Raw genomic sequence first — 25,521 nt, 5'->3', positions numbered from 1 at the left:
GTCGATTCACAAGGGCGGCGCCACCTGGGTCGCGAACTGCCTTAGCGGTTCGCTCCTGTCCGGAATTGTGGAAAGACGTCGCGGCCTCTTGCGACGCCCACCGCAGGGCAGTCTGCGGCGCCTGCCGAATACTGTCTCATAGTCGGGCTGAGCGTTCAGATCGGGGCGTTTAGCTGACCAGCGTTCGAATCTGAACACTTGCCTGTCCTCGCGTTTTCCCATGTCGTACTCGCCTTTTCAGCCAATACAGGCTGCGCTTCGCCAGTAAGCGTCAGATCTGAGCGGGTACACGCGTCACGCCAAGCCCTATCAAGAGAGCTTCCCACACGTCGTTCTCCCGCGCACACACGCAGCGACCCGATGCAGTGACGGATTTAATCTCTCGGTGGAGAGCCATGAACCTCTACGAGTATCCAGTCTCACCGCAGGGAGTATTTCATACCGCAGAAATGCTGCATTTCCACGCAAGTGGTATTCGCGTGCGCGCGCGCCTTTTTGAAAGCTGTCCGCAAAGCGCAAGTTCACGCTCATTCTTTCGTTTTTCACAATTCTTGGAGGATCGACATCTTCAAAAGTCGGTGAGACGAGTGCGCTCACGCCTTCCTCCACCGGCCACCGGACACCGCCACCGTCGAGGATCTGCGCAACTTCCAGCTGCACCTGGTGGACCATGGCACCTCACCCACGACCCTCAACGCCACCATCACCGGGCTGAAGTTCTTCTGCGAGATCACCCTGGACCATCCCGAACTCATGGCCAGGATGCAGGCAGTACACCTGCCACACACCTTGCCGGTGGTGCTCAGCCGCGAGGAAGTGGCGCGCCTGATTGCCGCAGCAGCCAACCTCAAGCACCAGACCGCCCTGTCGTTGGCCTACGGCACGGGCCTGCGTGCCAGCGAAGTCGTGGCGCTCAAGGTCGGCGACATCGACAGCAAGCGCATGACGCTGCGCGTGGAGCAAGGCAAGGGCAGCAAGGACCGCTACGCCATGCTCTCGCCCGTGCTGCTGGAGCGCTTGCGGGTCTGGTGGCGCGTGGCCCACGCGCAAGGCAAGATGCTCGAAGGCGGCTGGTTGTTCCCGGGCATGAGTCCGGTCGAACCCCTCTCAACCCGTCAACTCAACCGCGCTGTGCATATGGCGGCCGATGCCGCGCACATCGACAAGCGCGTGTCCATGCACACCCTGCGCCACAGCTTTGCCACTCATCTGCTGGAGCAGAAGGTGGATATCCGGGTGATCCAGGTCCTGCTCGGGCACAAGAAACTGGAGACGACAGCCACCTACGTGCAGGTCGCCACCGACGTCCTGCGCGAAGTGGTCAGCCCGCTGGAGCAACTGAGCACCGCGTAGGCCCGCCATGGGCACCGCTACCCTGGAGGTGGCGGACATCTTCCGCACCCACGGGCCGGCCTGGCGGCAAGCCCAGCGCTCCCACCTGAGCCTGGGTCAGCTCAAGGTCATGACAGCCATCGAGCAGTGCCGCAGCGCGGCACTGGGAGGACATGTGCTGCGCTGTGAAGACTGCCAGCGCCTGCAGGTCGCCTACAACTCGTGCCGCAACCGGCATTGCCCCAAGTGCCAGGCCAGTGCTGCGCAGCGGTGGCTGGAGGCGCGCCAGGCCGATCTGTTGCCCGTGGACTACTTCCACGTGGTCTTCACGCTGCCCGCACCCATCAGCGAGATCGCGTACACCAACAAGGCCGTCATCTACGGCCTGCTGTTCGAGGTGGCAGCCCAGACCCTGACCACCATCGCCGCCGATCCCAAGCACCTGGGCGCGCAGATCGGCGCCACCCTGGTGTTGCACACCTGGGGTTCGGCGCTCACGCACCACCCGCACGTCCACGGCATCGTGCCCGGTGGCGGGCTCTCGCTCGACGGCGAACGTTGGGTGGCTTGCCGACCTGGCTTCTTCCTGCCGGTGCGCGTGCTCTCGCGCCTGTTCCGGCGACGCTTCCTCGAAGCACTGGAACAGGAGCACCGCGCGGGCAAGTTGCAGTTCTTCTCGCAACACACCGCGCTGGCAGAGCCGAAGGCCTTCGCGCGGTGGCTCGCGCCGCTGCGCCAGTGTGAATGGGTGGTCTACGCCAAGGAGCCGTTTGCGGGGCCACAGGCCGTGTTGGCTTACCTCTCGCGCTACACGCACCGGGTGGCGATCTCCAACTCGCGCCTGCTGGCGCATGACGAGCGCGGGGTAACGTTCCGCTGGAAGGACTATCGCGACAAGGGCCATACGCGCCACAAGACCATGACGCTCTCGCCCGAGGAGTTCATGCGCCGCTTCCTGCTGCACGTCCTGCCCAGCGGACTCCACCGCATCCGGCACTACGGGCTGCTGGCCAACACCCATCGACGGGAGTGCATCGAGCAGGCGCGCCAGCTGCTCATGCCTGAGGCGCCGAGCGCCAGGGCCGAGAAGGCCGGGTCCGGTTTGGCCGAGCAGATCCGCCCGACCTTCGTGTGCGTTCACTGCGGCGCGATGATGCTCATCGTCGAGACGTTCGCACGTGGGCAGCCCGTTCGCATACCTCACCAACGAGGACCACCGTGACCACTTCGGCATGCGCAACTTTGAGTGTGTCGGGAGCGGGCTCACCACGGCTCGCCGCAGACAGCTGCGCCCGACTCAGAAATTTGCAGTGCTGCCCCGGCGAGATCTGCTGCAGCTGTTCATCCGAAACCGCACAGCACGCTGTGGTGGCGCCTTCGAGCATTGATCAGGTGGAGTTGCTTTCACCGCCAACAACACTGCGCACTGTCAAATCCCCATAGCTGCCAACGGGTACGCCCAGATGGGTGCTCCCCGCGGTTTCCTCCCTAGAGGCTTGTAGGACGCCCACCCTTCGTGGTCAGCGTGTGTCGTCGGCGCGCCTGCGCGGGAGGGCGTCCTACAACCCTTAACTGAAGGTGCCGCTCACGCGCAAATGACGGTTGTGCAGCGATTGCAGTCTGTTGGGTTTTCGGTTCGTGTGACTGGTGCAGGCTCGGTCCGGCCATTCGCGCTAGCAGCCCGAGGTGAGCAATGGCATAGGTTGGCTATTCGCTGCAAGCCTTCAGGTGCAACATGGATCTGAACTGTGCGTGCTCGATTCGGAATGCGTTCAGATAGGGCCAAATCACACAAACAGCAGGGCTCTTGGCGTTTGGCCTACTTGGGTTCATCACCTCCAACCCATTCGTCGCCAGTCGCCGTCTTGTACATGCGCTTGAACAGCTCATGCTCATCAAGGACGATGGGGCCAAACTTCTCGGTGTTGGCATACGCTGCAAGGAACCCTGAAGCCGCGTGTGATGCCGCCGACAGGATATTGATCAGTTGCTCTTGGACACCATGACGGAAGGATTCAGGCGAGGGACGGTCGTTGGTGTGAGAAGTGAAGAAGTAGCTCATTCCGTACACCGACCCATGAATGATCTCCGACGACACGGCATAGACCATCCCGTATGCGCCAAGGAATGCTCCCCCCGCGGCCCTTACCTCCTTGCCGATTCGATCAATTCGGTTCGGTGCATCTAGCGTGGTCCAAGAACCTTGGCCCTTACCCGCAAACTCAGGGAACCTTTCCTGAAGCGTCTTCTTCGGGTCTTCATCGCTGTTCACCGCAAACATCATCTCGCCTGATCCTATGATGCGGTTGTGGTGCCTCCAAGAGGCGTACTCCACATGGCGAAGTGCGCGCTGAGCAACATCGACTGGTTGCGTTACGAAGAAGGCGGCGTTGATGAATCCCTCGACCACCGTACGAGCAATGCCGTACATATCACGGACCATCAACACCTTGTCTTCAGAGAGCATAACCAGGGTGTTCATCGACTGTCCCGCACCCATGGCGACGCCGGCCGCCGCACGGACTTTGTCGGCATCAAGTCGATTGTCGAGTGTTTGCCACTTGTACTGAACAGGTCCTTGGGTCATGACATACAGACACAGCCGCAACAGCTCCTGCTGATCAGCGATGACGGCGCGCAACTCTCGAAGGATTTCCTGTTGGTCGTTCATGTCAGCATTCTGCATACGAATTGACCAGCTATATCTCGGGCCAGCCCGCTTCAAGGCTTTGTATCTCTCAAGGTCGGCGTAGGACTGTGATGTAGCCGGAACTGGTCGGTCCTTCAATAGCCATCCGAAGTTGAACGCGCCCCTAGTCGCGCCGCGCTCGCCTCCAGTTGACTGTGCAGTGGACGACTAGCGCGTTATTCTTGATAGATGAACACTACTGTCCGGTTAAATGGTCCGCGCCGAGCCTGAGATCAAGCATTGGCGCGGGTTGCAGACCGATTTCGTTTGGTGCCGATTTGAACTTCGCTCTTCCAAAACCGCGTACTTTCCCGGGCTTGACTGTCTCTGGGGAAGCGCGTGCACATCGGCAAGACCTTGTTTTCTCAGATCATGGAGTTCGTCCCATGGACCAGCTTCGCGCGCATCGTGCAGCGCCATGGAGGCAACTCGGGTGTGCGAGCGCTGTCGTGCGCCGAGCAGTTCCGGGCGATGGCCTTCGCGCAGCTGACTTGGCGAGAGAGTCTGCGCGACATCGAGGCCAGCTTGTCGGCCAATGCCGGCAAGCTGTATGCGATGGGGTTTCGCTCGGCGGTCAAGCGCTCCACGCTGGCCGACGCCAACGAATCGCGCGACTGGCGCATCTGGTCGGACCTGGCTGCCTTGCTGATCCGGCGCGCACGCAAGCTGTACGCGAACGATGCGCTCGGCGTCGACTTGGACAACACGGTCTATGCGCTGGACTCCAGCACCATCGATCTGTGCTTGAGCCTGTTCGACTGGGCACCGTTTCGATCGACCAAGGCGGCCATCAAGCTGCACACGCTGCTGGATCTGCGCGGCGCTATCCCGGCCTTCATCCACATCAGCGATGGCAAGCTGCACGACGTGAACGTGCTGGACATGCTGAGTTTCGAGGCCGGTGCGTTCTACGTGATGGATCGCGGCTATGTGGACTTCGCACGGCTGTATGCGCTGCACCAGGCTGGCGCCTTCTTCGTTACGCGCGCGAAGTCGCCGATGGATGCCAGACGTGTCTACTCGGCACCCACCGACCGCAGCACTGGCGTCATCAGCGACCAGCAGGTCATGCTCAACGGTCACTACTCGGCCAAGAAGTATCCCGAGCATTTGCGGCGTGTGCGATTCAAGGATCCCGAGTCCGGCAAAACACTGATCTTCCTGACCAACAACACGGCGCTGCCGGCGCTGACGATCGCCGCGCTGTACAAGAGCCGCTGGCGAGTCGAGCTGTTCTTCAAATGGATCAAGCAGCATCTGCGCATCAAGAAGTTTCTCGGCAACAGCGAGAACGCCGTGAAGACGCAGGTGTGGTGTGCCGTGGCCACCTACGTGCTCATTGCCATCGTCAAGAAGGAGCTTCAACTCGATGTCTCGCTTTACACATGTCTACAGATCTTGTCGGTGTCGGTCTTCGAGAAAACCGAGATTTCATGCGCCTTGCAGGCCGACGCGTCCCAGACCGATATGCCCGACGCCGTTAACCAATTGAATTTGTTCGACTTTTAACCGGACAGTAGTGATAGATGAAAGCAAAACAATCGCGCCCGGAGGCTGAGATCTTTGCGGATCTACGGTTGCTCTGCGTCAAGCCGGGATACATCCACACCCTAGCGTTTCTTTGCTTCCGAGACAACATCATCCCGCACGCTGGAGAGATGAAGGAAGCGGACATGCACCGCATGTTCGAACTGTCCCGCCTAATTCGGACAGAGATCAACACGCTGCTCGGCCTCATGGTAAAGGCGGAAATCGACTGGTCGCTACCGTCACCTCTCGTCCAGCAGGAGTACCTGAACGCGAGCGAGTCGCTGCTCGAAGAGTTGCATCACGCCTTGTCCGACGTCTGGCTGCAAGGTCTCACCGCAGAAGCCGTCGCGAGCGGCTCGTTCAATCCTTTCGAGCGCGCCGAGGCGCTGCGGGAGCCGATCTTCTATGGAGGAGAGTCAGCCTACAACTTCCAATACGTAGAACTCGCCGCCAAGCGATACGCCGCAGACGCGGCATGGCTGCAAGAGCACCTCGGCTATTCGATCGCGGAAGCCGCCATCGTGACGAGATCGGTCGCGCGCGTGCACGCCGCCAAGTTCAGCACTCTTCGAGAGGAAATGCGGAAACTGCACCCGGATCAATGGACGATGTTGCCGTTCTTCGCGGTGTCAGTGGCCGAGGTCAGCGCCGAAGCCGAGATGCAGCCCGAGACAGTCGAACGGATTCTGGGTTCGCTCGCCCTGCCGCCCGGCGAGCGCAATACCGGCTTCAACGCGCTTAACGACTTCAACGTCTTGGCAGCTACGCCGTTGCTGCGCACGCCAACTGGCGAGTTCATCTCACTGCAGGTCTATTCGCTGGCTGAGGCTCTGTACGACGCGCCGTTTTACTGGATGGCGCAGGACAAGGCCTACCTGCCGACGCTCGCAAGGAATCGCGGGAACTTCACTGAAAACTTCGTCGCCGAACGGCTTCGCCTTGTGTTCGGAGCAGACAGCGTCTATCCAAACGTCGACGTCTATCATGGAAAGGACAGGATCGGCGAGATTGACGTGCTTGTCATTTGGGGCAATCGCGCTGTGGTCGTTCAGTCCAAGTCCAAGCGGCTCACCCTCGAAGCCCGCAAGGGCAACGATCAGGTCATCCGGGCAGATTTCCAGAAGAGTGTCCAGGATGCATATGACCAGGCCGTCCTTTGCGCCCAGCACCTCGACGGCGGTAAGCGTCGCCTAAAGGTTTTCGACGGGAGAGAGGTGACCCTTCCGCGCACGCTCGAGGAGATCTACGTCGTCTGCGTGGTCAGCGACCACTATCCTGCTTTGAGTTTTCAGACCCGTCAGTTCCTCAAGACAGTTGCACTCCACCGCGTTCAGCCGCCACTTGTTTGCGACGTCTTCACCATCGACGTGATGTCGGAGATGCTCCGATCGCCACTGCACTACCTCTCCTACCTCAACCGGCGCGTCAACTACGGCGAAAAGCTGCTCGCGTCGCATGAACTCACGATACTTGCGTACCACCTGAAATACAACCTGTGGCTGAACCCCGACGTGGGGATGATGCATCTGAACGACGACTTCACCGCAGGGCTCGATGTCGCCATGGGTGTCCGACGCGCCGGGTTGGAAGGTGCGGCGACGCCTGCAGGGATTCTCACCCGCTTCAATGCGACGACACTCGGGCGCATCATCAAGGACATAGAGGCTCGGCCCGAGGCGGCCACTATCGATCTAGGATTTCTCCTGCTCAGCCTGAGCGAAGACACCGTCAAGAACACCAGCCGGGCGATCGACCGTATCTGTGCATTGGCGAGAACCGATCATCGCCACCACGATTTGACACTCGCGTTTGACTCGGCGGAGGCCGGCCTGACTATCCACTGCAATGAGGACCCAGCCTCCGTCGCCATCTGCCGCTTGCGACGCTATTGTGAGCGCCGGAAGTACAAGGAGGCGTCTGAAAAATGGTTCGGGCTATGCATGGATCCGAAGTCGACCAAGGTTCGCTTTGGTGTGTCCCTTTCGTATCCGTGGGTCAAAAGTGACGATATGGACGGGGCGACAAAGGACATGCAAGCACCGCAGTCGGCTCAACCAATATTGGATTCGCTGCTTGGCGGCAAAGCAGTTCGCAAGAAGATTGGGCGCAACGACCCATGTCCGTGCGGTAGTGGCCTGAAGTACAAGAAGTGCTGTCTCGCTTAGGTCTCCGGTAAGGCTGGCCGGATCTCTGCGTTCTGAATCGCCCCGGGTTTTGAGGAGGCTCAACTCTCTGAGAGGATTGAGCCATGAGCAAGAAGTCAAACAAGTTCTCACCCGAGGTCCGCGAACGCGCTGTTCGCATGGTGCAGGAGCACCGAGGCGAGTACCCCTCGCTGTGGGCCGCCATCGAATCCATCGCCCCCAAGATCGGCTGCGTGCCGCAGACGCTCAACGAATGGGTCAAGCGCGATGAGATCGACACCGCTGCCAGGGCCGGTGTCACGACGACAGACCTTCAGCGTCTGAAGGAACTCGAACGAGAGAACAAGGAGCTGCGCAAGGCCAATGAGATCCTGAAGCTGGCCAGCGCGTTTTTCGCCCAGGCGGAGCTCGACCGCCGTCTGAAGTCCTGAAGGGCTTCATCGATCAGCATCGACAGGCCTACGGGGTCGAGTCGATCTGCAAGGTGCTGCAGATCGCCCCGTCTGGCTACTGGCGCCACGCCGCCCAGCAACGCAACCCGGCCTTGCGATGTCAGCGCGCTCAGCGTGACGGTGCATTGGCTCCTCACATCGAACGCGTGTGGCGAGCCAACATGCAGGTCTACGGCGCCGACAAGGTCTGGAAGCAGCTCAACCGAGAGGGCATCTCCATTGCCTGCTGCACGGTCGAACGCTTGATGAAGCGCCTGGGCTTGCAGGGTGTGCGCCGTGGCAAGGTGGTACGCACCACCATCAGCGATGGCAAGGCACCATGCCCGCTGGACCGGGTCAACCGGGTCTTCAAAGCCGATCGACCCAACCAGCTCTGGGTATCGGACTTCACCTACGTCTCCACTTGGCAGGGCTGGCTGTACGTGGCCTTCGTGATCGACGTGTACGCGCGGCGCATCGTGGGTTGGCGCGTGAGCAGTTCGATGCGAACGGACTTCGTGCTCGATGCGCTGGAGCAGGCGTTGTAAGCGCGGCAACCCGAGCGCGATGGCAGCCTGGTTTGTCACTCCGACAGGGGGTCGCAATACGTCAGCATCCGCTACAGCGAGCGCCTCGCCGAGGCGGGCATTGAACCTTCAGTGGGCAGCAAGGGCGACAGCTACGACAACGCGCTGGCCGAGACCATCAACGGCTTGTACAAGGCCGAATTGATCCACCGTCGAGCACCGTGGAAGACCAAGGAATCGGTGGAGCTGGCCACCCTGGAATGGGTGTCCTGGTTCAACCACCACAGGCTGCTGGAGCCCATCGGCTACATACCTCCAGCCGAAGCTGAGGCAAACTATTACCGGCATCTCGCCAATCAGGCCGCGACCGCTGCCTGACTTAAACCAACCGGCCTCCACGAAACCCGGGGCGGTTCACTGCTGCAAGAAGCAGCAGGATAGAGATCTTACGTGGGTCGGCTTTAAACGTTCATGATCGACACGGCGCGCGAGTTCAGGTAGGCCTCCATGGCTTCCGGCCCGCCTTCGGAGCCGTACCCCGAATCCTTGAGGCCGCCGAAGGGCATTTCGGCGGTCGGCATGGCGGGCATGTTCACCCACAGCATGCCCACGTCCACGCGGCGCGCCAGCAGGTCCGCGTTCTTCAGCGAGCGCGTGAAGGCGTAGGCGGCCAGACCGTAGGGCAGGCGGTTGGCTTCGGCGATCGCCTCGTCCAGTGTGTTGAAGCTGCGCACCGCAGCCATCGGGCCGAAGGGCTCGTCGTTGAACACGCGGGCCTCGAGCGGCACGTCGGTGAGGATCGTGGGGCGCCAGAAGTTGCCTTCGTCGCCGATGCGTTCGCCACCGGTGGCCAGCGTCGCGCCGCGATCCACCGCGTCCTTCGTGAACTCGGCCATGGCCGTGACGCGGCGCGGGTTGGCCAGCGGCCCCATCTGCGTGCCCTCGGTCGTGCCGTTGCCCACAGCGAGGCCGGCGGCATGCTTCACCAGCGCGGCTGAGAACTCCTTCGCGATGCTCTCGTGCACCAGGAAGCGCGTGGGCGAAATGCAGACCTGGCCCGCGTTGCGGAACTTGGCACCACCGGCGGTCTTCACCGCCAGCGCCACGTCGGCGTCTTCCGCCACGATCACCGGCGCGTGGCCGCCCAGCTCCATGGTAACGCGCTTCATGTGCTGGCCCGCCATCGCGGCCAGCTGCTTGCCGACTGGCGTCGAGCCGGTGAAGGTGATCTTGCGGATGACGGGATGCGCGATCAGGTAGCTGGAGATCTCGGCCGGCGTGCCGTAGACCAGGCCCAGCACCCCGGGCGGCAGACCTGCGTCGGCGAAGGCCCGCACCAGTTCGGCGGGCGCGGCGGGGGTTTCTTCGGGTGCCTTGACGATCATGGAGCAGCCCGTGGCCAGTGCAGCGGCCAGCTTGCGCACCACCTGGTTGATCGGGAAATTCCACGGCGTGAAGGCGGCCACCGGGCCGACCGGGTCTTTCAGCACCATCTGGCGCATGGCCAGGTTGCCGCGCGAGGGCACGATGCGCCCATACACCCGCAGGCCTTCGTCGGCGAACCATTCCAGGATGTCGGCCGCCGCCATCGCCTCGCCCTTGGCCTCGGCCAGCGGCTTGCCCTGTTCCTGCGTCAGCAGCGCGGCAATGGCACTGGCGCGCTCGCGCATCAGCGCGGCGGCGGCGCGCATGATCCTGGCGCGCTCGATCGGTGCCTTGTCGCGCCAGACTTCGAAGCCTTTCTGTGCCGCGTCCAGCGCCAGGTCGAGGTCGGCCTTGCGCGCGTGCGCTACGCGCCCGATCTCCTTGCCGGTGGCCGGGTTGAAGACCGCCAGCGTCTCGCCGGCGGCGGCGTTGCGCCATTGGCCCTGGATGAAGAGTTGGGTGTTGGGGTAAGTCATGGAGGTGTCCTGCGTCGATAAAAAGGCTACTTGCATTGTACGGTATATCGTGATTGAATACGATACACCGTACGTTCTGGTGTTGCTCGGCATCGTGATGTGGTCGTAGCAAAGCAGTCAATTCGCAGCCAACTACATGGAGACAAACATATGAAGCGTCGCCTTCTACTCGCAGCAATGGGTTCAACAGCACTCTTTGGGCCTCACGCTAGTGCCGCTGAGGCCTGGCCGACACGGCCCGTTCGCCTTATCGTGGGCTTCACTCCCGGTGGCATCGTGGATGAGACTGCGCGACTAATCGCAACCCACTTGGCCGCGCACATGAAGATTACGATGGTGGTGGAGAACAAGCCCGGGGTGGCCTCACTTCTGGCTGCTGAACACGTCGCGGACAGCGCTCGCGATGGGCACACTCTCTTGCTCGGCAGCAGCTCCATGCTCATTGCACGACATCAACTAAACCGGTCCACTGCGGACATCTCACGTTTCAGTGCAATCAGCCCACTCTCCAACGCTGCACTCATCTTGGTTGCGTCCCCTAAGTTTCCCGCGTCTGATCCTCAAGCATTCGTTCGCGAGATAAGAGCAAACCCTGGGAAGTACTTCTACTCCACAGCTGGCGTAGGCTCAATTCATCATCTGTCGATGGAGATTCTCAAGAAGCAACTCAAACTGGACATCGAGCACGTACCGTACAGAGGGGCCACGGCCATGTTGCCGGACTTGGTCTCTGGTCAAGTTCCACTAGCCGTAATGAGCGCGGGAGGCGCGGAGGAGCAGGAGAAGGCCGGAAGGCTCAAGGTGTTAGGTCTGATGAATCCGACCAAGTGGAGCAATGAGAGTTCATGGCGGCCGATGGCAGAAGTAGCACCTGGGTTTGGCGTATCTTCGACACTTCAATTGCTTGGCCCGGCGGGCATGCCAAACGAAGTGGTTCAACGCCTAAACAATGCGCTCAAGACAATTCTCGGGATGCCTGAAATCGCGGACCACATGGCGAGACAAGGGGCTCAGCCGAAGTACTCGTCCTCTGCAGACCTCCAGGCAGACCTTCAGCTTGACAACCAGCGATGGCTTGCGTTGGTGAAGGAGCTCAATCTTCAGGAGCGATGACCATGGGCGCTCGGCTTGAACGCATGTACTCAATCGAGGATCTGAGAAATGCGGCGAAGAAGAGATTGCCCCGCGCTGTTTTCGACTTCTACGATGGAGGATCCCAGGATGAACTCACTCTGGGTGCGAACCATCAAGCGTTTAAGAAGTCCTCGTTGCTGCCCCGCATCTTGCGTCCCGTTGACGAGGTAGATCCTACGACCACTATTCTGGGGCACAGGAGTGCGTATCCGATCGTGGTGGCTCCCATGGGCGGTATGGGCATTGGTTGGCCAGATGGAGACATAGCGTTGGCACGCGCAGCCAGTGAGGCAGGCATTCCGTACACGTTGTCGAGTGCATCAAACAACTCGCTTGAGGAGGTGGCGCGTTCGGCGAGGGGGCGCCTGTGGTTCCAGCCTTACATGCTAAAGCAACGAGAGTTTGTATATCAGCTCATAGATCGCGCTTACGCTGCTGACTATGAAGCGCTTGTGGTGACCCTAGACATGCCCACAGGAGGAAAGCGCGAACGCGACCTACGCAATCAGTTTGGTCTACCGTTTCGTCTCACGCCAAGCGGATTCCTAGACTTCGCATCCCGTCCGATGTGGAGTCTCGACATGCTGCGGAGGGGAGTACCACGAATGGGCAACATGGTGGGGTATGAGGATAGCGCCGCAAGTGCGACTAGGACTATGGCTACGCTTGGTCGAAGTGCGGACGCGGCGATGGACGCGGATCAACTTCGCCGCGTGCGAGATCGTTGGCCTCGCAAATTGATCGTCAAGGGCGTCATGCATCCCGACGATGCAACCTATCTAGCCGACATTGGGTGCGACGCTATGGTGGTCTCCAACCATGGGGGAAGGCAATACGACGGTTGTCCAAGCTCACTTGCCATGTTGCCCTACATAGTGAAAGCAGTGAGCGGACGATCAGAGGTCTTGCTTGACGGAGGCATCAGACGAGGTCGACACGCATTGCAGGCTGTGGCCCTTGGCGCTCAGGCAGTTCTTGTTGGTAGGGCTGTCCTGTATGGAACCGTAGCGGCGGGTGAATCTGGTGCCAGACGAGCGATTGAGATATTGGCGGATGAGATTGTTCGTGACTTACGGTTATGTGGCACGCGGAACATTGAGCAAGTCCGAGAGCATGCCTTCTGGAAGCACCAAGGCGACGGTGAAGAGTCTTAATCAGAACGTGGATAAATAGCATGAATCTGGGAATTGCAGGAAAAAACGCGATCGTGTGCGGTGGTAGCAAGGGTCTGGGCGCCGCATGCGCTACCGCTCTCGCTGCAGAAGGCGTAAACGTGACTCTTGTAGCTCGACATGCGGATGAACTAGAGCGAACGGCTACACAGATCCAACAAGCGCATCCAGAGAGTGCAATACGAGTGCTGGTTGCGGACTTGAGTACCGCTGAAGGTCAGGAGACTCTCTTCCTGCAACATCCAACAACCGAAATACTGGTAACCAACGCGGGTGGACCTGCGCCTGGAGACTTCAGAAACTGGTCAGAAGCCGAATGGTTGGCAGCACTGCGCCTGAACATGCTGATGCCCATACAGCTGATTCAACACTATGTGGACGACATGGCCGAGGCAGGATTTGGGCGCATCGTTAACATAACATCGAGTGCAGTAAAGGCGCCGATCGAGGAGCTAGGCTTGTCCAACGGGGCGCGTTCCGGACTAACTGGCTTTGTGGCGGGCTTGGCACGCTCGCCACAGCTTGCGTCCCGAAACGTCACGGTGAACAATTTGCTTCCAGGGGCATTCCGAACCGACCGCATGGCAGAAATGTTCTCTGCAGCTGTCGCTCGTCTAGGCGGCACTACAGCCGAACACATGGATCGCCGGGTGAGCATTATCCCTGCAAGGCGATTCGGAGAGCCGTTGGAGTTTGGCCACTGTTGCGCATTCCTATGCAGTGCTTACACCGGATACATCACAGGGCAAAACATCCTTATTGATGGAGGAAGCTATCGGGGCACATTCTAAGTGTGCCCACTGGCCCGACACAGTGAAGGAGACCTTGCGCGCTAGCTAGCGAGCTGAACGCGGCCACCGCATCGCCGTGAAATTGGGTGCTTCAGGCAGATGAAGCTTCTCAACCTCGTACAGCTCAGCTTGTCTGCGCGCGGCAGCGACCCGCTGTCGCGTAGCAGAACTCGTTGCACGCAATGCAACAGCACCATGATGCTAACCGCGGACGGTCAGCGTCATGGGCAGTGTGCGGTTCGTAGCGCCCATCAATTCAACTGTTTGCTGGGGCGGGATCGCCGGGTCACCTGCCTCTAGATTCAGTGAGCAGTGTCACACAGTGAACTCTTCAATCGCATCAAGACGAGGCTCGAACCCAAGACCAGGAGCGACCGGCAGTTGGATGTAGCCAGCTACAGGCTCGGGAAGACCCTGAAAGATCTGCTCGGACGCCAGCACAAATAGGTGGTGATACTCAACCAGTGAGCCATTGGCGAGCCCTGCGTGCAAATGCATGTTGTGGAAAGGCCACCCGCCACCATTGAGAATGGGCAGATTGTGAGCTTCTGCATATGCGGCAACTTTGACGCATTGCGTGAATCCCCCACCCAGAACGCAGTTCGGTTGTACAAGATCAACTGCACCCGCATCAATCATGTCTCTATAGCGGAAAAGCAAAGCCTCGTTTTGCCCGGCAGCTATGAGCATGCCGGTGCGACGTTTAAGCTCTAGCATCTGCCGGATGTCATTCTGCGTGATCGGCTCCTCAAAGTATGCAAGATCGCAATCGTCAACCCAGTTGGCGAGCTGAAGTGCATGTAGAAGGTCTAAGCTGCAATTCGCGTCAATCGAGAGCTCCGCATCAGCACCAATTGCTTCGCGCACAGCACGGATGCGCCGCGCATCCTCACGAATGGTTGCCATCACGGGTGCGCCGCTGTCACGCCGCTGGATGGCCTGGTAGGAGACTTCCATTTTTAGACGCGTGTGCCCTTTGGCCTTCCAGCGCTGCGCTGCATCCACCAACTTCTCGCAATCGAGCTCATGAAATCCAAAAGTGGTGTAGAGCTGCACCTTGTCACGCGCTCCTCCGAGTAGCTTCCAAATGGGCTGCTGCAGCGACTTACCCTTAATGTCCCAAAAAGCCGTGTCTAAGGCTGCAATCGCATGTCCCGAGATGCCAGTCTGGCCTCGCGGCGACAACAACCAGTACATTTTTTGCCACAGCGCCTCGTGGTTCATCGGATCCAGATTCAGGATTGCTGGTGCGACCACTTCGTTGATTGCAGTCGCAACTACGCCGGCATGAGTGATTGCTGTTACGCCATGCCCAACTATGCCGCAGTCCGTCTTGACCTCGACATAGCAAACTGATCGGCGGACTTCGTGGGCCGGCCCCAATACATCCACTTCCAGTGGAATCTGAAGGTGCCTGGCGCGAATCTCTCGAATCTTCATGTGTGTACCCTCAGTCGAGCGTGGCACCGGATCGTTTCACGATCGCTTGCCACTTCACGCGTTCCGATCGAACAAAGTCCACGAATCGCGGGTTGCCCATGTTCGTGACCACAGCACCAAATTTCACGACGCTGCCTACGACCTCCGGATCGCGCATAACTTGCCCCATGGCCGTCTCAAGTCGTTTAACCACTGCCACAGGCGTGTTTCGCGGGACGAAGAGACCCGTCCACGACGTGGACTCAGCCTCAGAGATGCCTAGCTCACGCACTGAGGGGACGTCTGGCAACGCAGGAATTCTCACTGCGCTCGTGACAGCCAGCGCTCGAAGCTTGCCCGTCTGAACGTGGGGCATTGTGGTGACAGCGAAGTCGAATGCCACAGGAACGTTTCCTCCCAACACATCGGTGATAGCGGCAGCGCTACCTCGGTAAGGGATGTGGTGCAACTGGATGCCAGTGATCTGACTAAACAGTTCGGCGGTGAGATGCGAGCCGGTGCCGTTGCCAGGTGAGGCGTAAGCGAGCTTTCCAGGTTGCGCCTTAGCCCTCGTGATCAACTCCTCAAGACTTCGGATCGACATGTCCGATGTGACGATCACATTCGGCACCGCAAATACGTCATGCACTGAAACGAGGTCGCGCTCTGCGTCAAAGCCTGGCGCTTTGTATAAAAACTGGTTGGCGACTTGTGTACCCTGCGTGCCCAGCAGCATCGTGTAACCGTCGGCTTCAGACTTGGCCACGTAGGCTGATCCGATGTTCCCTCCGGCGCCTGGTTTGTTCTCAATCACCACAGGTTGTGCCAACTGCTCCGAGAGCTTGCGGCCAATCAGTCGAGCTCCGGTGTCGACGACACCGCCCGGAGGGAAGGGAACGACAAGTTTGATCACCCGCGTAGGGTAGGAGTGCGACGGCCCCTGCGTTTGAGCACTAGCAGATGCGGTAAACAAGACGGCGGTGACAAGTGCAGCCGCCAGACGACCCATTGTTGAAGTGTTTCTGAGCATAGAAAGTCTCCGTTGTTGTCTACGAACGGTTGAATTATAAAACGATATATCGTAGAATGCAATGGACATCGAAACCAGTCTCAAATCGGAAAGGACAGCAGATATGACGTTGCAAAACACTCGGGCTCTAGCGAGGGAGCACTTTCATAACGGATGGGGACGACCATGAACGGCGCAGAGAGTCTTGTCCGCACGCTGGTCGACGGGGGCGTGGAACTATGTTTCGCCAATCCAGGAACCTCGGAGATGCACTTTGTCGCGGCGCTCGACAGCGTGTCAGGTATGCGTTGTGTACTCTGCTTGTTCGAAGGAGTGGCGACGGGCGCAGCTGACGGGTACTACCGCATGGCAAGAAAGCCTGCTGCGTCCCTGCTACATGTTGGCTCCGGCTTGGGCAACGGGTTGGCCAATCTTCACAACGCTCGCAAGGCGCGCTCGGGCATAGTCAACATCGTCGGGAATCATGCGGTGTATCACCAGCAACACGACACACCGTTGTCCGCCGACGTGGAAGCAGTAGCCCGGCCGATGTCGGATTGGGTTCGCAGCGCAACCAGTTCGCGCACTGTCGCTGCAGATGCTGCTGACGCCATCGCAGTAGCCTGCCAGCCGCCTGGTCGAATCGCAAGCTTGATCCTTCCCGCCAACACCGCGTGGGAGGCTGCTGATGGCCCGGCAGCTCCACGAAGCGTTCAACCCCGATCAACCGTCTCCAGAGAACTTGTCCGGAACGTCGCATCAATCTTGCAAGCGAACGAGGGTGTCACTCTGTTGCTAGGCGACGCTGGGCTCTACGCGCGCGCCAAGGAGCTGGCCGGGCGAATCGCGGCCAAGACAGGGTGCAGCTTACTTTCTGAATATCAGAGTGCCAGGGAGGAGCGTGGGGTGGGCCGAGTGGCCATCGCACGCATTCCGTACTCCGTCGACTCAGCGGTAGCCATGCTCCGTGAGACGCGTCATCTAATTTTGATTGGCGCCAAACCACCTGTCGCCTTCTTCGCTTACCCGGAGAAGCCAAGTGTGCTGACACAGCCAGATTGTCAACTCACCACTCTGGCGAACGCGGACGAAGACATTGAGCAGGCTCTGTATGCACTTGCTGAAGAACTAGGTGCGCTGGACACACCACCCCTGCAAGTGGCTACAGGACCTCGCCCGCTTCCTGCGAAGGGCCCGTTCACACTTGAGGGTATAGCTCAATCGCTTGCTGCTTTCATACCAGACGACGCCGTTGTAGTCGATGAGTCCGTCTCGTCGGGTCGCGGTTTTGCCCCAATTACCCAGAACGCAGCTCCGCACGACTGGCTATCTCCGATGGGCGGATCGATTGGTTTCGGCCTACCACAGGCTGTGGGCGCGGCGGTGGCAGTGCCAGATCGCAAAGTGATTCTCCTGCAGGCAGACGGTAGTGCGATGTACACCCTTTCCGCCATGTGGACCATGGCTCGTGAGCAGCTAAACATCGTCATCGTTGTGTTCTCGAATCGCGGTTACAAGATCCTACTGGGGGAGCTGGCTAATGTTGGGGGAGGAAAACCAGGCGGCAACGCAATGCGCATGATGACCATTGATGATCCAGCACTTGACTGGCAAGCGCTTGCGAGAGGCTTTGGCATGACATCCAGCCGTGCTTGCAATCTTGACGAGTTCAATCGGGAGCTTGCGCTTGGCATCGACCACAAGGGTCCTCACCTCATTGAACTCGTGCTGTAGTCAATCGTCGGCATCTCTGCATATCGCTTGCCGTCTCGTTGAATCTCGGCGGTTGAGCCCGTGCTGAGGAGGATGCCGCAATCGTCAACAGTGCCCTTGCGCAAGTGCGGATGCGTTGTCAGCGCATCCCGCCGCTGTTCTAGGACTTAGACCGCCTGGAACGTTTTGACGGTCACCGCGAACTCGGTGGAACGACTATTATGTGACTTTCTACGAAACTTCGGAACTGGAATGCCTGCATTTGTCCCTGCTGCTGCACGCGCACTAGCATTGTTTGAGGTCTTTGCTCGAGAAAAGCGCGAGCTCTCCAATACCGAGTTAGCAAAGCACCTAAATCTTCCTGAAAGCAGCTGCTCAGACTTGGTGGGTACCTTGCTCGATATTGGTTATCTGGCCAAGTCCGCGCGCTCCCGTCGGCTCTATCCCACCAGTCGTCTCTACTCTGTCGCCGCCGAAGTCAATAAGAACGACACCACGACGGCTTGGCTAGAGGAAGCCTGCGAGATGCTCAGAGACAAGACGGGTGAGAGTACGTTGTGCGGAAAGATCGTCGATGGGGTGGTCCACGTACTGGCATTCTGTGAGGGACGCTATCCCCTCCGCTACACCTCGGCGCAGGGGGAGAAGATTAGTCTGCATGTTTCTGCACTCGGCAAGGCAATACTGGCACTCGGCACGCCGGCAGAAGCTGTGCAGCAGTTGAAACTAAAGCCCATGCGAAAACTAGCGTCCGGCACGATGACTGAGCTCCCGGCACTCTCCAAGCAGATTGCGCAATTCAAGCAGAACGGGTGGTCACTGGTCGAAAACGAGGGCGCGGAAGACCTCGCTGCCTTTGCGATGGCTGGCAACATCGGGGCAGAGCAGTTGGCTATCTCGGTGGTGGGTCCTGTGGGCCGAATCCGACTGAACAAAAAGGAGTATTTAGCCGCTCTAGCCGAGGTCAGCGAATACTTGTTCAGACCCTCCTAGGTCCACCTCACACGTCCGCAAGCGAAGTCGCGCCTATGAAGAGGACGACCTCCGTGCGATGAAGATAATGTAGTGCTGGGTGCCCCAGGCAATGGAGACAGGCCACCTCTACCTCGATCCGTGGTGAGAGGCGACACCATCCAACGTAACCCTCACGGAACTTCGTTGCGAGGGTCTTGTGACAACACGAGGTCCCAGAGCTCCTGGCCGATCGGGGTGGCCCGTTCTTCCAGTATGTGGCCCACGAGGCCCGCACAACGGCCTGTCAGCATCAGGCCCCGACCGAGCAGGGGGTCGAGCTTCATGTCCGCGATGATGGCGGCGCACGCGCCGACCGCGTTCATGGGCAGACGCTTGCCGAGCGACTGGAGGTGGGCGGCGATCGCGTCCATCAGGCGCCAGTGAATGCCGTAGAAGCCTTCCGCTTGCGATATCTCGCGCATCACGGGCACGCGCGGGTCGCCGTTGACGTGAATGGGGTGGCCGACGCCGAACACAGGCCTGCGGGCGGCCTTCATGCTGGCCACGAGGTCTGCCGCCGCCTTTGCAACAGCCTGTTCATCCGATGCGTCGGACAGGCCTTGTGCCCCATCAATTAGCATCTGGGCCGCATTCTGCGTCGTGCCGAGGAATACGCTGCCTGCGCCCAGCAACCCAGACGCCACCGCTCCCTGCAGGGCTTCGGGGGCACCCAAGTAGGTCAGCCTCGCGCTCAACGCGCTGGGGGTGAGGCCATGGTCCGCCGCCGTGACCAACAGGAGGTTGAGCATCACCTTCTCCTGGGCGGAAGGCTTGCGCCCCATGGTGGTGAGCACCACCATGTCCACGAAGTCGAACTTGCCCAGGATGTCGTTGGCCAGGTTCAAGCCACGAACGGTGATGGCGTCCACGGTCGTGTAGCCGATTTCTGTCTTTACCATGCTGAAGGTTCCTTTCCACGGATGCTGATGACGGCGTCGAGGGCAACGACGCCTTGTTCTCTGGGCCTGACGGCCAGTGGGTTGATTTCGATTTCTTCGATGGTGTCCGGATGCCGGGCCACCAGCTCGCTGAGCTGCACCAGTGCGCTGGCCAGCGCCTCCACATCCATCGGTGGCTTGCCACGGTGCCCTTCGAGCAGGCGGGCGCATTGGGTCTCGGCGATCATGGCGTGGGCACGCGGCAACGAGATGGGCAGCAGCCGGCGGCTGACGTCCTTGAACAGTTCGACGCTGACCCCACCCAGGCCGAACGTGCACAGGTGTCCGAAGCTTTCGTCGCGGCGAATGCCCACCACGACTTCGACAAAGGGACCTTCGAGCATCTGTTCGAGCATCACGCCTTCGAAGGCCTGTCCGCCAGCCAGCCGCTTGACGCTGTCCACGATGCCTTCGTAAGCAGAAGCCGCCGCGTCTTCAGACGAGATGCCCAGGCGGACACCGCCTACGTCTGTCTTGTGCAGGATCTCGGTGCTGACAATCTTCATGGCTACCGCTCCCGCGCCGAGCGACTGGAACGCCTGCCTGGCGCCATCTGCGTTGTCCACGGTGAGCGACCGCGGCACGTCGATGCCGGCCGCGCGCAGGATGTCTTTCGCCGCCACCTCGCTCAGCGAGGTGGCGGGCAACTCCGTCTGGAGCGCTGGCGAGGCAGGGTCGGCCAGTGCCAGCGGGCGCCAGTCGGGCGAGGTGGTCTGCTTCCAGCGGCCATGGTCCACGTACCGCGCGATCGACTGGACCGCGGCACTGACCGAGTGCATCGGCATCAGGCCACCGTTGACCAGCTCGTTCCAGCCACCTCCCAGCTTGTCGCTCATCCAGACCGGCACGATCGGGGTGGCGACCTCGCCTTGGACGCGCACGGCGCTGGCAGCGGCGCTGGTGGTCACCGCCCCATACTCGATGGGGAAAGGGTAGAGCACCAAGCCCACGTCGGGGTCCTCGCACACTGCCTTGAGCGCCTCGTACCCGATCTCCGGCTTGCTGAGCACGTCGGCCGTGGTGTCCACAGGATTGTCCATCGCCGCGTAAGACGGCAACTGGGCGCGCAGCCTGCGCGTTGTCTCGTCCGAGAAGGCCGACAGGGTGAGACCTGCAGAGCCCACTTTGTCCGCGGCCAGTGCCGCCGTGCCGCCGGAGAAGCAGTACACCGCGATCTTCTCGTGCCCCGTCGGCTGTCCCCGCGCCATGACCGATGCGGTGTTCACGAGCTCGTCGATATCCTCTACTTCGATCACCCCGAGTTCCCTGAACACGGCGCTGTTGACCTCGGCAGAACCGGTGATCGCCGCCGTGTGCGATTGCGCCGCCTTTCGCCCGTAGTCGGACTTGCCAATCTTCATCGCTATGACGGGCTTCCCCTGGCGGGCCGCGTGCAGGCAGGCCTCCATGAAGCGAGGGCCGTTCCGGATGCCCTCCAGGCAAGTGGCGATGACTCGGATGTCTTCCGCGCCCGCCATGTAGTGGATGAAGTCGGAAACCTCCAGGTCGGCTTCGTTCCCGGCTGAGCACCACAGACCCGTGCCCACGCCGCGCTCCATCGCCTGGACGAAGGTGCGTCCCAGGCCACCGCCCTGTGTCGCCAGACCGATGGGACCGGCCTTGCGATCAAACCGGAAGGCGGGCGAGAACGTGAAGCCTAGCGAAGCGTTAATGTTGTTCAGGCCTGGACAGTTGGGGCCGTAGATGCGCATGCCGGTGCGAGCCACGATGTCGCGCATCTGCTGCTCCACCTGCCGGCCCTCTTCACCGGTTTCGCCGAACCCCGAGGTAAAGACGATGGCGAACTTGACGCCGCGTCTTCCGCAGTCTTCCAGCACCTGGAGGACTGCATCGGCTTTCACCGCCACCACAGCCAGATCAGGCGCGTCGGCAATGTCCAGTACCGATGGCACACACGGGCGGCCCGCGATACTCGTTTTCGTGGGGTTGACCAGGTGGAGCTGGCCCGTGAATTTCGAGTGCGTCGTAAGGTTATCCAGCGCGCGCCCACCGATGCTATCGGGCCGGTCGGACGCGCCCACAAGCGCGACGGACCGGGGGAGAACGAGTCGGGACAAATCAGAAAAGGAATGTGACATGGTTGCTTAGGTATCGAGGGGGCGGCGTTTCATCAGCAGCGTCACCGTGGAGTCCACCACGATCTCGCGGCGCTGGTTGAAAGTGCGACGCTTGAAGACGATGACACCCTTGTCGGGCTTGCTCGTGGTGTGCTGCTCGGCCACTTCCACCTCGACCTCGATCGTGTCGCCACAGAACGTCGGCTTAGGGAAGGCGAGTTTGTTCTCCAGCAAGGCGATCAAGGCGTTCTCCATCAGCTGGTTCTGGATGGTCCGGGTGTTCAGCCCCACGCTAATGGACGCGACCAGCATGCCGTGCGCGATGCGCTTGCCGAAGTGGCTGGTCTTGGCGAACTCATCGTCGACGTGCGCCCGGTTGTAGTCGGCCGTGAGGCCCGCGAACGCGACGATGTCCGTTTCTGTGACGGTTCGTGACGAGGTGGTGTAGCGCGTGCCGACCGGGAGATCGTCCCAGTACAGCACGGCGTTCTGAAGTTGTTCAAGTGTGGTTTTCATGGTTTATGTCAAGGCCGAAATGCCCAACAGTTCTCTGCCGATGATCAACGTTTGTATCTCGGTGGTCCCTTCTGGAATCATTCCTCCTCGCGTGTCTCGGAAGATTCTTTCGATGGGATAACCGCTGGCGTAGCCCATCCCTCCATGAACTTGAAGAGCCAAGTTGGCCACCTCGTGCGCAGCCTCTGTGGCATACAGCTTTGCGATGGAGCACTCCAACCGAGATGGTGCGCCGGAGGAAAGCGCAGCTGCAGCAAGCTGACCGAGCGCTCGCGCTGCCTGTACCTTCATCGTCATGTCGACGATGTTTTTCTGTACCAACTGAAAGGACGCGATCTGTCGCCCAAACTGTCTACGGGACTTTGCGTAGTCGATCGACAGATCTAAGGCATGCTGAGCAGCGCCAACGGCACCCATCGCTACATTCAGCCTTCCAATGTTGAGCCCTGCCAAGATCAAGCGCAGCCCTTCACCCTCTCCCCCCAAAAGGTTCTCCGCAGGAACGATCGCGTTGTCGAAGCTCAATTCGGCCGTGCCAGTCGACTTCAGGACCATCGTTTCGACCCCTCGCCGGCTGAATTCGGTTTCGTTGGCGTCAACCAGGAACAGTGAGAGCTCTCCCTTGCTCTTCTCGCTGTACGTCCGCGCGACAACAATGCCAAAGTCGGCATTCATGCCATTGGTGATCCATAGCTTGGTTCCAGATAGCTGGTAGTGGTCACCGTTGAGTACTGCCTTGGTCTTGATGTCAGAAACGTTGGATCCCACGTCAGGCTCTGAAATTGCGACGAAGACCCTTCTCGCGTTTTCCAACAAAGGACGCAGAAATTGCTCTCTCTGGTGCGGAGATCCATGGTCACTCAGTATCGTGCCGACGATATGTATGCCGCTGAGAAGAACGCGCATGGAAAGCCAGCAGTAGCCAGCCTCCTCCATCAACATCGCCCACGTCTGGGTATCGATGCCCATTCCACCGTCCGACTCAGAGAGCAGACCTCCTACCAAACCGAAGTCGCGGAGTGAAGCAAGTAGCTCGAACGGAAAAGTCCCATCTCTCTCGCTGACTTCGATATGTGGCACTACGTTCTGAGTCAAGAATCTTCGAACGCTTGTTCTCAGCTCAGCCTGCTCGCTAGCATCGATACTCACGAAGAGAACCTCCCTCCGGTCACGAACACAGTTGTGCCGGATATGTACCTTGCTTGCTCCGACGCCATGAAGGCAACGGTTGAAGCGACGTCCCGGGGTTCTCCAAGGAATCCTACGGGCGTCTTCTGGATAGCCGCCTCGCGCAGCTTGTCGTAGTTGGGAATGCTTTTCATGCCTTCGGTCTCGATAAATCCTGGGGCTATTGCGTTTACCGTGATTCCACGTTTCGCCTGTTCAAGAGACAGCGCTCGAGTGAAGCCGATCACGCCAGCTTTGGCTGCAGAGTAGTTGGTCTGCCCCGGGTTGCCAAAGATTGATCGGGACGAGATGTTGATGATGCGACCCCAGCCATTCTTGTGCATCTCAGGGATGGCGGCCTTGCAGCAGTTGAACGATCCTTTCAATGTGACGTCCACCACGATGTCCCAGTCAGCCTCCTCCATCTTCAGGAGACTGCGGTCCTTCACCACGCCCGCGTTGTTCACCAGGATGTCGAGGCGACCAAACGCTCCTGTGGCAGCGTTCACCGCCCTCACGACTTCGTCGGCACGAGTTACGTCACAACCTAACCCTACGGCACGACCGCCACTAGCGTTGATTGCTGCAGCAGTTGCTTCCGCCGCATCCGCATCTTGGTCCACGGTCACGACTGCAACCCCCTCTGTCGCCAAGTACTGAGCAGTCACCACCCCAATTCCTCTGCCCGCACCAGTGACAAATGCCACTTTACCCACCAGTCCTAGATCCATGCTTGTCCTCGCTTTGGTTGTATCGATCAGGGCCTGCAATGCCGTCAAGCATTGCCAATGCGACCAATCACGTGATGATAATGTACGACACTTCGTTGTTGTCTACAACCCGTCGTAGTATAGTCTTGGCACTCAAGCGAGATGGTTGGCCGGGTAAAGCGGCGTCATGATCAGTGCGCGTCGACACGCCTCAACAGGGTGAGAAATCCCATCCAATCCGCGCTCAAACGGCAAGGAAACCTCTCCAGTACACGTTCAAGGCACGATAAGGATGGCGCTAGAACCAGTCGAATGTCTTGGTCAGCACGCTGCGCAAAGTAGCTGTCGGCACTTTTTACTTCCACAAGTCACCGGATTTCGTATGTACTTCGACATCGATAAGTTGGACCAGAAACTTAGCTACAAACTGCTTGCATCGAGCATCGTTCCTCGCCCTATCGCGTGGGTCGTCACTTGCGATGACAGTGGCCGACCGAACGCTGCGCCCTACTCGTTCTTCAACTTCTTCTCTGGATTTCCCCCTGTAATTTGTATAGGCATGGGGCTTCAGCGTGGCGAACCGAAAGATAGCTACGCGAACATAAAAGCGAGTCGCGAGTTTGTAGTCAACTTGGTACCCTCCGACCTGGCAGAGGAGATGAACACTACGGCAGTCCCGTTTCCTCGAACCGTAAACGAGCTCGAAGTGGCAGGATTGGCAACTACGTCGTCTACAAAGGTTCGACCTCCACGCATTGAACGCAGTCCAGTCGCTCTTGAGTGCCGACTCAACCAAGTGATTCCCGTAGATACCACGGGCGTCATACTTGTGGCGCATGTCGTTGCGGTCCACATCAAAGACGAAGCCGTAGTGAATGCAGAAAAATGCTATTTGGATCCCAGCAAGCTCGACTTGTTGGGCCGCATGGAGAGTCCTGGCTGGTATACGCACACGCGCGAGCGCTTCAAAATGAAGCAGCTTGGTGTTGAAGAGTGGGAGAGGAAAGAAAAGGAGGGGTAACGTGACAACTGCTCCTTCGGCAGAACAGGTTCACACGCAGACCACCGCGCTCGCCCAAACCCACTAGAAGGCGCGTTCAGCGTATCCACGGCGTACAGAAAGGCCAAGGCCGCTTCCGAGCCGATGTAAAGCGCCTGTGGCTGCGCTCAAGAACCTTCGCAATCTAGGGAGCTGGACGCAACACGTGTTTAAGAGGCCGTCATCAGCGATGCATGCGGATGCAAGAACGCCGGATCAACTGCGTGCACTGCCGTGCCGTCAAACTGCTCGGTCAATCCTCCGCAG

The 25,521-nt window shown here is 59.6% G+C and carries 18 protein-coding genes, 2 pseudogenes and 1 other annotated feature; of the genes and pseudogenes, 11 read left to right on the top strand and 9 right to left on the bottom strand.

Annotation, left to right across the window (positions count from 1 at the left end; translation table 11 throughout):
- Positions 1-600 precede the first annotated feature (600 nt).
- A pseudogene (locus tag F9K07_RS07190) lies at positions 601-1,353 on the top strand (tyrosine-type recombinase/integrase); the annotation flags it as partial.
- A gap of 7 nt (positions 1,354-1,360) precedes the next feature.
- Positions 1,361-2,554: an IS91 family transposase gene (locus F9K07_RS07185; protein ID WP_159590779.1), complete on the top strand. Its 1,194-nt coding sequence runs from the start codon at positions 1,361-1,363 to the stop codon at positions 2,552-2,554.
- Positions 2,555-3,151: 597 nt separating this feature from the next.
- Here F9K07_RS07185 and F9K07_RS07180 read toward each other — a convergent pair.
- The gene (locus tag F9K07_RS07180; protein WP_159590778.1) at positions 3,152-4,003 is read right to left on the bottom strand and encodes a DUF5677 domain-containing protein; all 852 of its coding nucleotides are present in this window, start codon (positions 4,001-4,003) and stop codon (positions 3,152-3,154) included.
- A 357-nt stretch (positions 4,004-4,360) separates the two neighbouring features.
- On the opposite strand from F9K07_RS07180, the gene F9K07_RS07175 reads away from it, so the two are divergent.
- From F9K07_RS07175 to F9K07_RS07165, 3 genes and pseudogenes are all read left to right on the top strand, one after another.
- On the top strand, positions 4,361-5,530 hold the full coding sequence (locus F9K07_RS07175) for an IS4 family transposase (RefSeq protein WP_159590777.1): 1,170 nt from the start codon (positions 4,361-4,363) through the stop codon (positions 5,528-5,530).
- A 17-nt stretch (positions 5,531-5,547) separates the two neighbouring features.
- Positions 5,548-7,716: a nuclease-related domain-containing protein gene (locus F9K07_RS07170; RefSeq protein WP_159590776.1), complete on the top strand. Its 2,169-nt coding sequence runs from the start codon at positions 5,548-5,550 to the stop codon at positions 7,714-7,716.
- 83 nt (positions 7,717-7,799) lie between these two features.
- Positions 7,800-9,031, top strand: a pseudogene (locus tag F9K07_RS07165) (IS3 family transposase).
- Positions 8,081-8,197, top strand: a sequence feature (AL1L pseudoknot). (Overlaps the previous pseudogene by 117 nt.)
- Before the next feature lie 83 nt (positions 9,032-9,114).
- Here F9K07_RS07165 and F9K07_RS07160 read toward each other — a convergent pair.
- Positions 9,115-10,554 (bottom strand): NAD-dependent succinate-semialdehyde dehydrogenase, encoded by a 1,440-nt coding sequence (locus F9K07_RS07160; RefSeq protein ID WP_159590774.1) that lies wholly within the window; start codon positions 10,552-10,554, stop codon positions 9,115-9,117.
- A 150-nt stretch (positions 10,555-10,704) separates the two neighbouring features.
- Between F9K07_RS07160 and F9K07_RS07155 the strand changes: the two genes are divergently transcribed.
- Genes F9K07_RS07155 through F9K07_RS07145 form a run of 3 tightly spaced genes read left to right on the top strand, consistent with a single transcriptional unit; the run spans position 10,705 to position 13,651 of the window.
- The gene (locus tag F9K07_RS07155; RefSeq protein WP_328794026.1) at positions 10,705-11,667 is read left to right on the top strand and encodes a Bug family tripartite tricarboxylate transporter substrate binding protein; all 963 of its coding nucleotides are present in this window, start codon (positions 10,705-10,707) and stop codon (positions 11,665-11,667) included.
- Positions 11,625-12,842: an alpha-hydroxy acid oxidase gene (locus F9K07_RS07150; RefSeq protein ID WP_328794025.1), complete on the top strand. Its 1,218-nt coding sequence runs from the start codon at positions 11,625-11,627 to the stop codon at positions 12,840-12,842. The genes F9K07_RS07155 and F9K07_RS07150 overlap by 43 nt, the downstream gene beginning before the upstream one ends.
- A 20-nt stretch (positions 12,843-12,862) precedes the next feature.
- A complete protein-coding gene (locus F9K07_RS07145) occupies positions 12,863-13,651 on the top strand; it encodes an SDR family NAD(P)-dependent oxidoreductase (protein ID WP_159590768.1) in 789 nt (262 codons plus the stop codon).
- 315 nt (positions 13,652-13,966) lie between these two features.
- Here F9K07_RS07145 and F9K07_RS07140 read toward each other — a convergent pair whose 3' ends face one another.
- On the bottom strand, positions 13,967-15,091 hold the full coding sequence (locus tag F9K07_RS07140; RefSeq protein ID WP_159590766.1) for a mandelate racemase/muconate lactonizing enzyme family protein: 1,125 nt from the start codon (positions 15,089-15,091) through the stop codon (positions 13,967-13,969).
- Positions 15,092-15,101: 10 nt separating this feature from the next.
- Entirely contained in the window at positions 15,102-15,983 is an 882-nt protein-coding gene (locus F9K07_RS07135) for a Bug family tripartite tricarboxylate transporter substrate binding protein (protein ID WP_159590764.1), read from the bottom strand.
- A gap of 282 nt (positions 15,984-16,265) precedes the next feature.
- Between F9K07_RS07135 and F9K07_RS07130 the strand changes: the two genes are divergently transcribed.
- Both F9K07_RS07130 and F9K07_RS07125 read left to right on the top strand, forming a co-directional pair.
- Positions 16,266-17,813 carry an acetolactate synthase large subunit gene (locus F9K07_RS07130; RefSeq protein WP_159590762.1) on the top strand — a complete coding sequence of 516 codons (1,548 nt, stop codon included), beginning with the start codon at positions 16,266-16,268 and terminating at the stop codon, positions 17,811-17,813.
- Between the two features lie 231 nt (positions 17,814-18,044).
- Entirely contained in the window at positions 18,045-18,785 is a 741-nt protein-coding gene (locus F9K07_RS07125) for an IclR family transcriptional regulator (protein ID WP_159590760.1), read from the top strand.
- Positions 18,786-18,937: 152 nt separating this feature from the next.
- Here F9K07_RS07125 and F9K07_RS07120 read toward each other — a convergent pair whose 3' ends face one another.
- The 5 genes from F9K07_RS07120 to F9K07_RS07100 are packed head-to-tail and all read right to left on the bottom strand — an operon-like array spanning position 18,938 to position 24,236.
- Positions 18,938-19,705 carry a citryl-CoA lyase gene (locus F9K07_RS07120; RefSeq protein WP_159590758.1) on the bottom strand — a complete coding sequence of 256 codons (768 nt, stop codon included), beginning with the start codon at positions 19,703-19,705 and terminating at the stop codon, positions 18,938-18,940.
- Positions 19,699-21,843, bottom strand: a complete 2,145-nt coding sequence (locus F9K07_RS07115; protein ID WP_159590756.1) for an acetate--CoA ligase family protein — start codon at positions 21,841-21,843, stop codon at positions 19,699-19,701. The genes F9K07_RS07120 and F9K07_RS07115 overlap by 7 nt, the downstream gene beginning before the upstream one ends.
- Positions 21,844-21,849: 6 nt before the next feature.
- Positions 21,850-22,338 carry a MaoC family dehydratase gene (locus tag F9K07_RS07110; protein WP_159590754.1) on the bottom strand — a complete coding sequence of 163 codons (489 nt, stop codon included), beginning with the start codon at positions 22,336-22,338 and terminating at the stop codon, positions 21,850-21,852.
- Between the two features lie 3 nt (positions 22,339-22,341).
- Positions 22,342-23,487 (bottom strand): acyl-CoA dehydrogenase family protein, encoded by a 1,146-nt coding sequence (locus F9K07_RS07105; RefSeq protein ID WP_159590752.1) that lies wholly within the window; start codon positions 23,485-23,487, stop codon positions 22,342-22,344.
- Positions 23,484-24,236, bottom strand: coding sequence for an SDR family oxidoreductase (locus F9K07_RS07100; RefSeq protein ID WP_159590750.1), 753 nt, complete (start codon positions 24,234-24,236; stop codon positions 23,484-23,486). Before F9K07_RS07100 ends, F9K07_RS07105 begins: the two co-directional genes overlap by 4 nt.
- A 361-nt stretch (positions 24,237-24,597) precedes the next feature.
- Here F9K07_RS07100 and F9K07_RS07095 point away from each other — a divergent pair, with 361 nt between their 5' ends.
- Positions 24,598-25,236 (top strand): flavin reductase family protein, encoded by a 639-nt coding sequence (locus F9K07_RS07095; protein ID WP_159590748.1) that lies wholly within the window; start codon positions 24,598-24,600, stop codon positions 25,234-25,236.
- Positions 25,237-25,521 lie beyond the last annotated feature (285 nt).

The sequence above is a fragment of the Hydrogenophaga sp. BPS33 genome (genome assembly GCF_009859475.1).
Lineage (GTDB): Bacteria > Pseudomonadota > Gammaproteobacteria > Burkholderiales > Burkholderiaceae_C > Hydrogenophaga.
The sequence above is the reverse complement of the archived record's forward strand: the minus strand, read 5'-3'. Positions and strand labels throughout refer to the sequence as shown.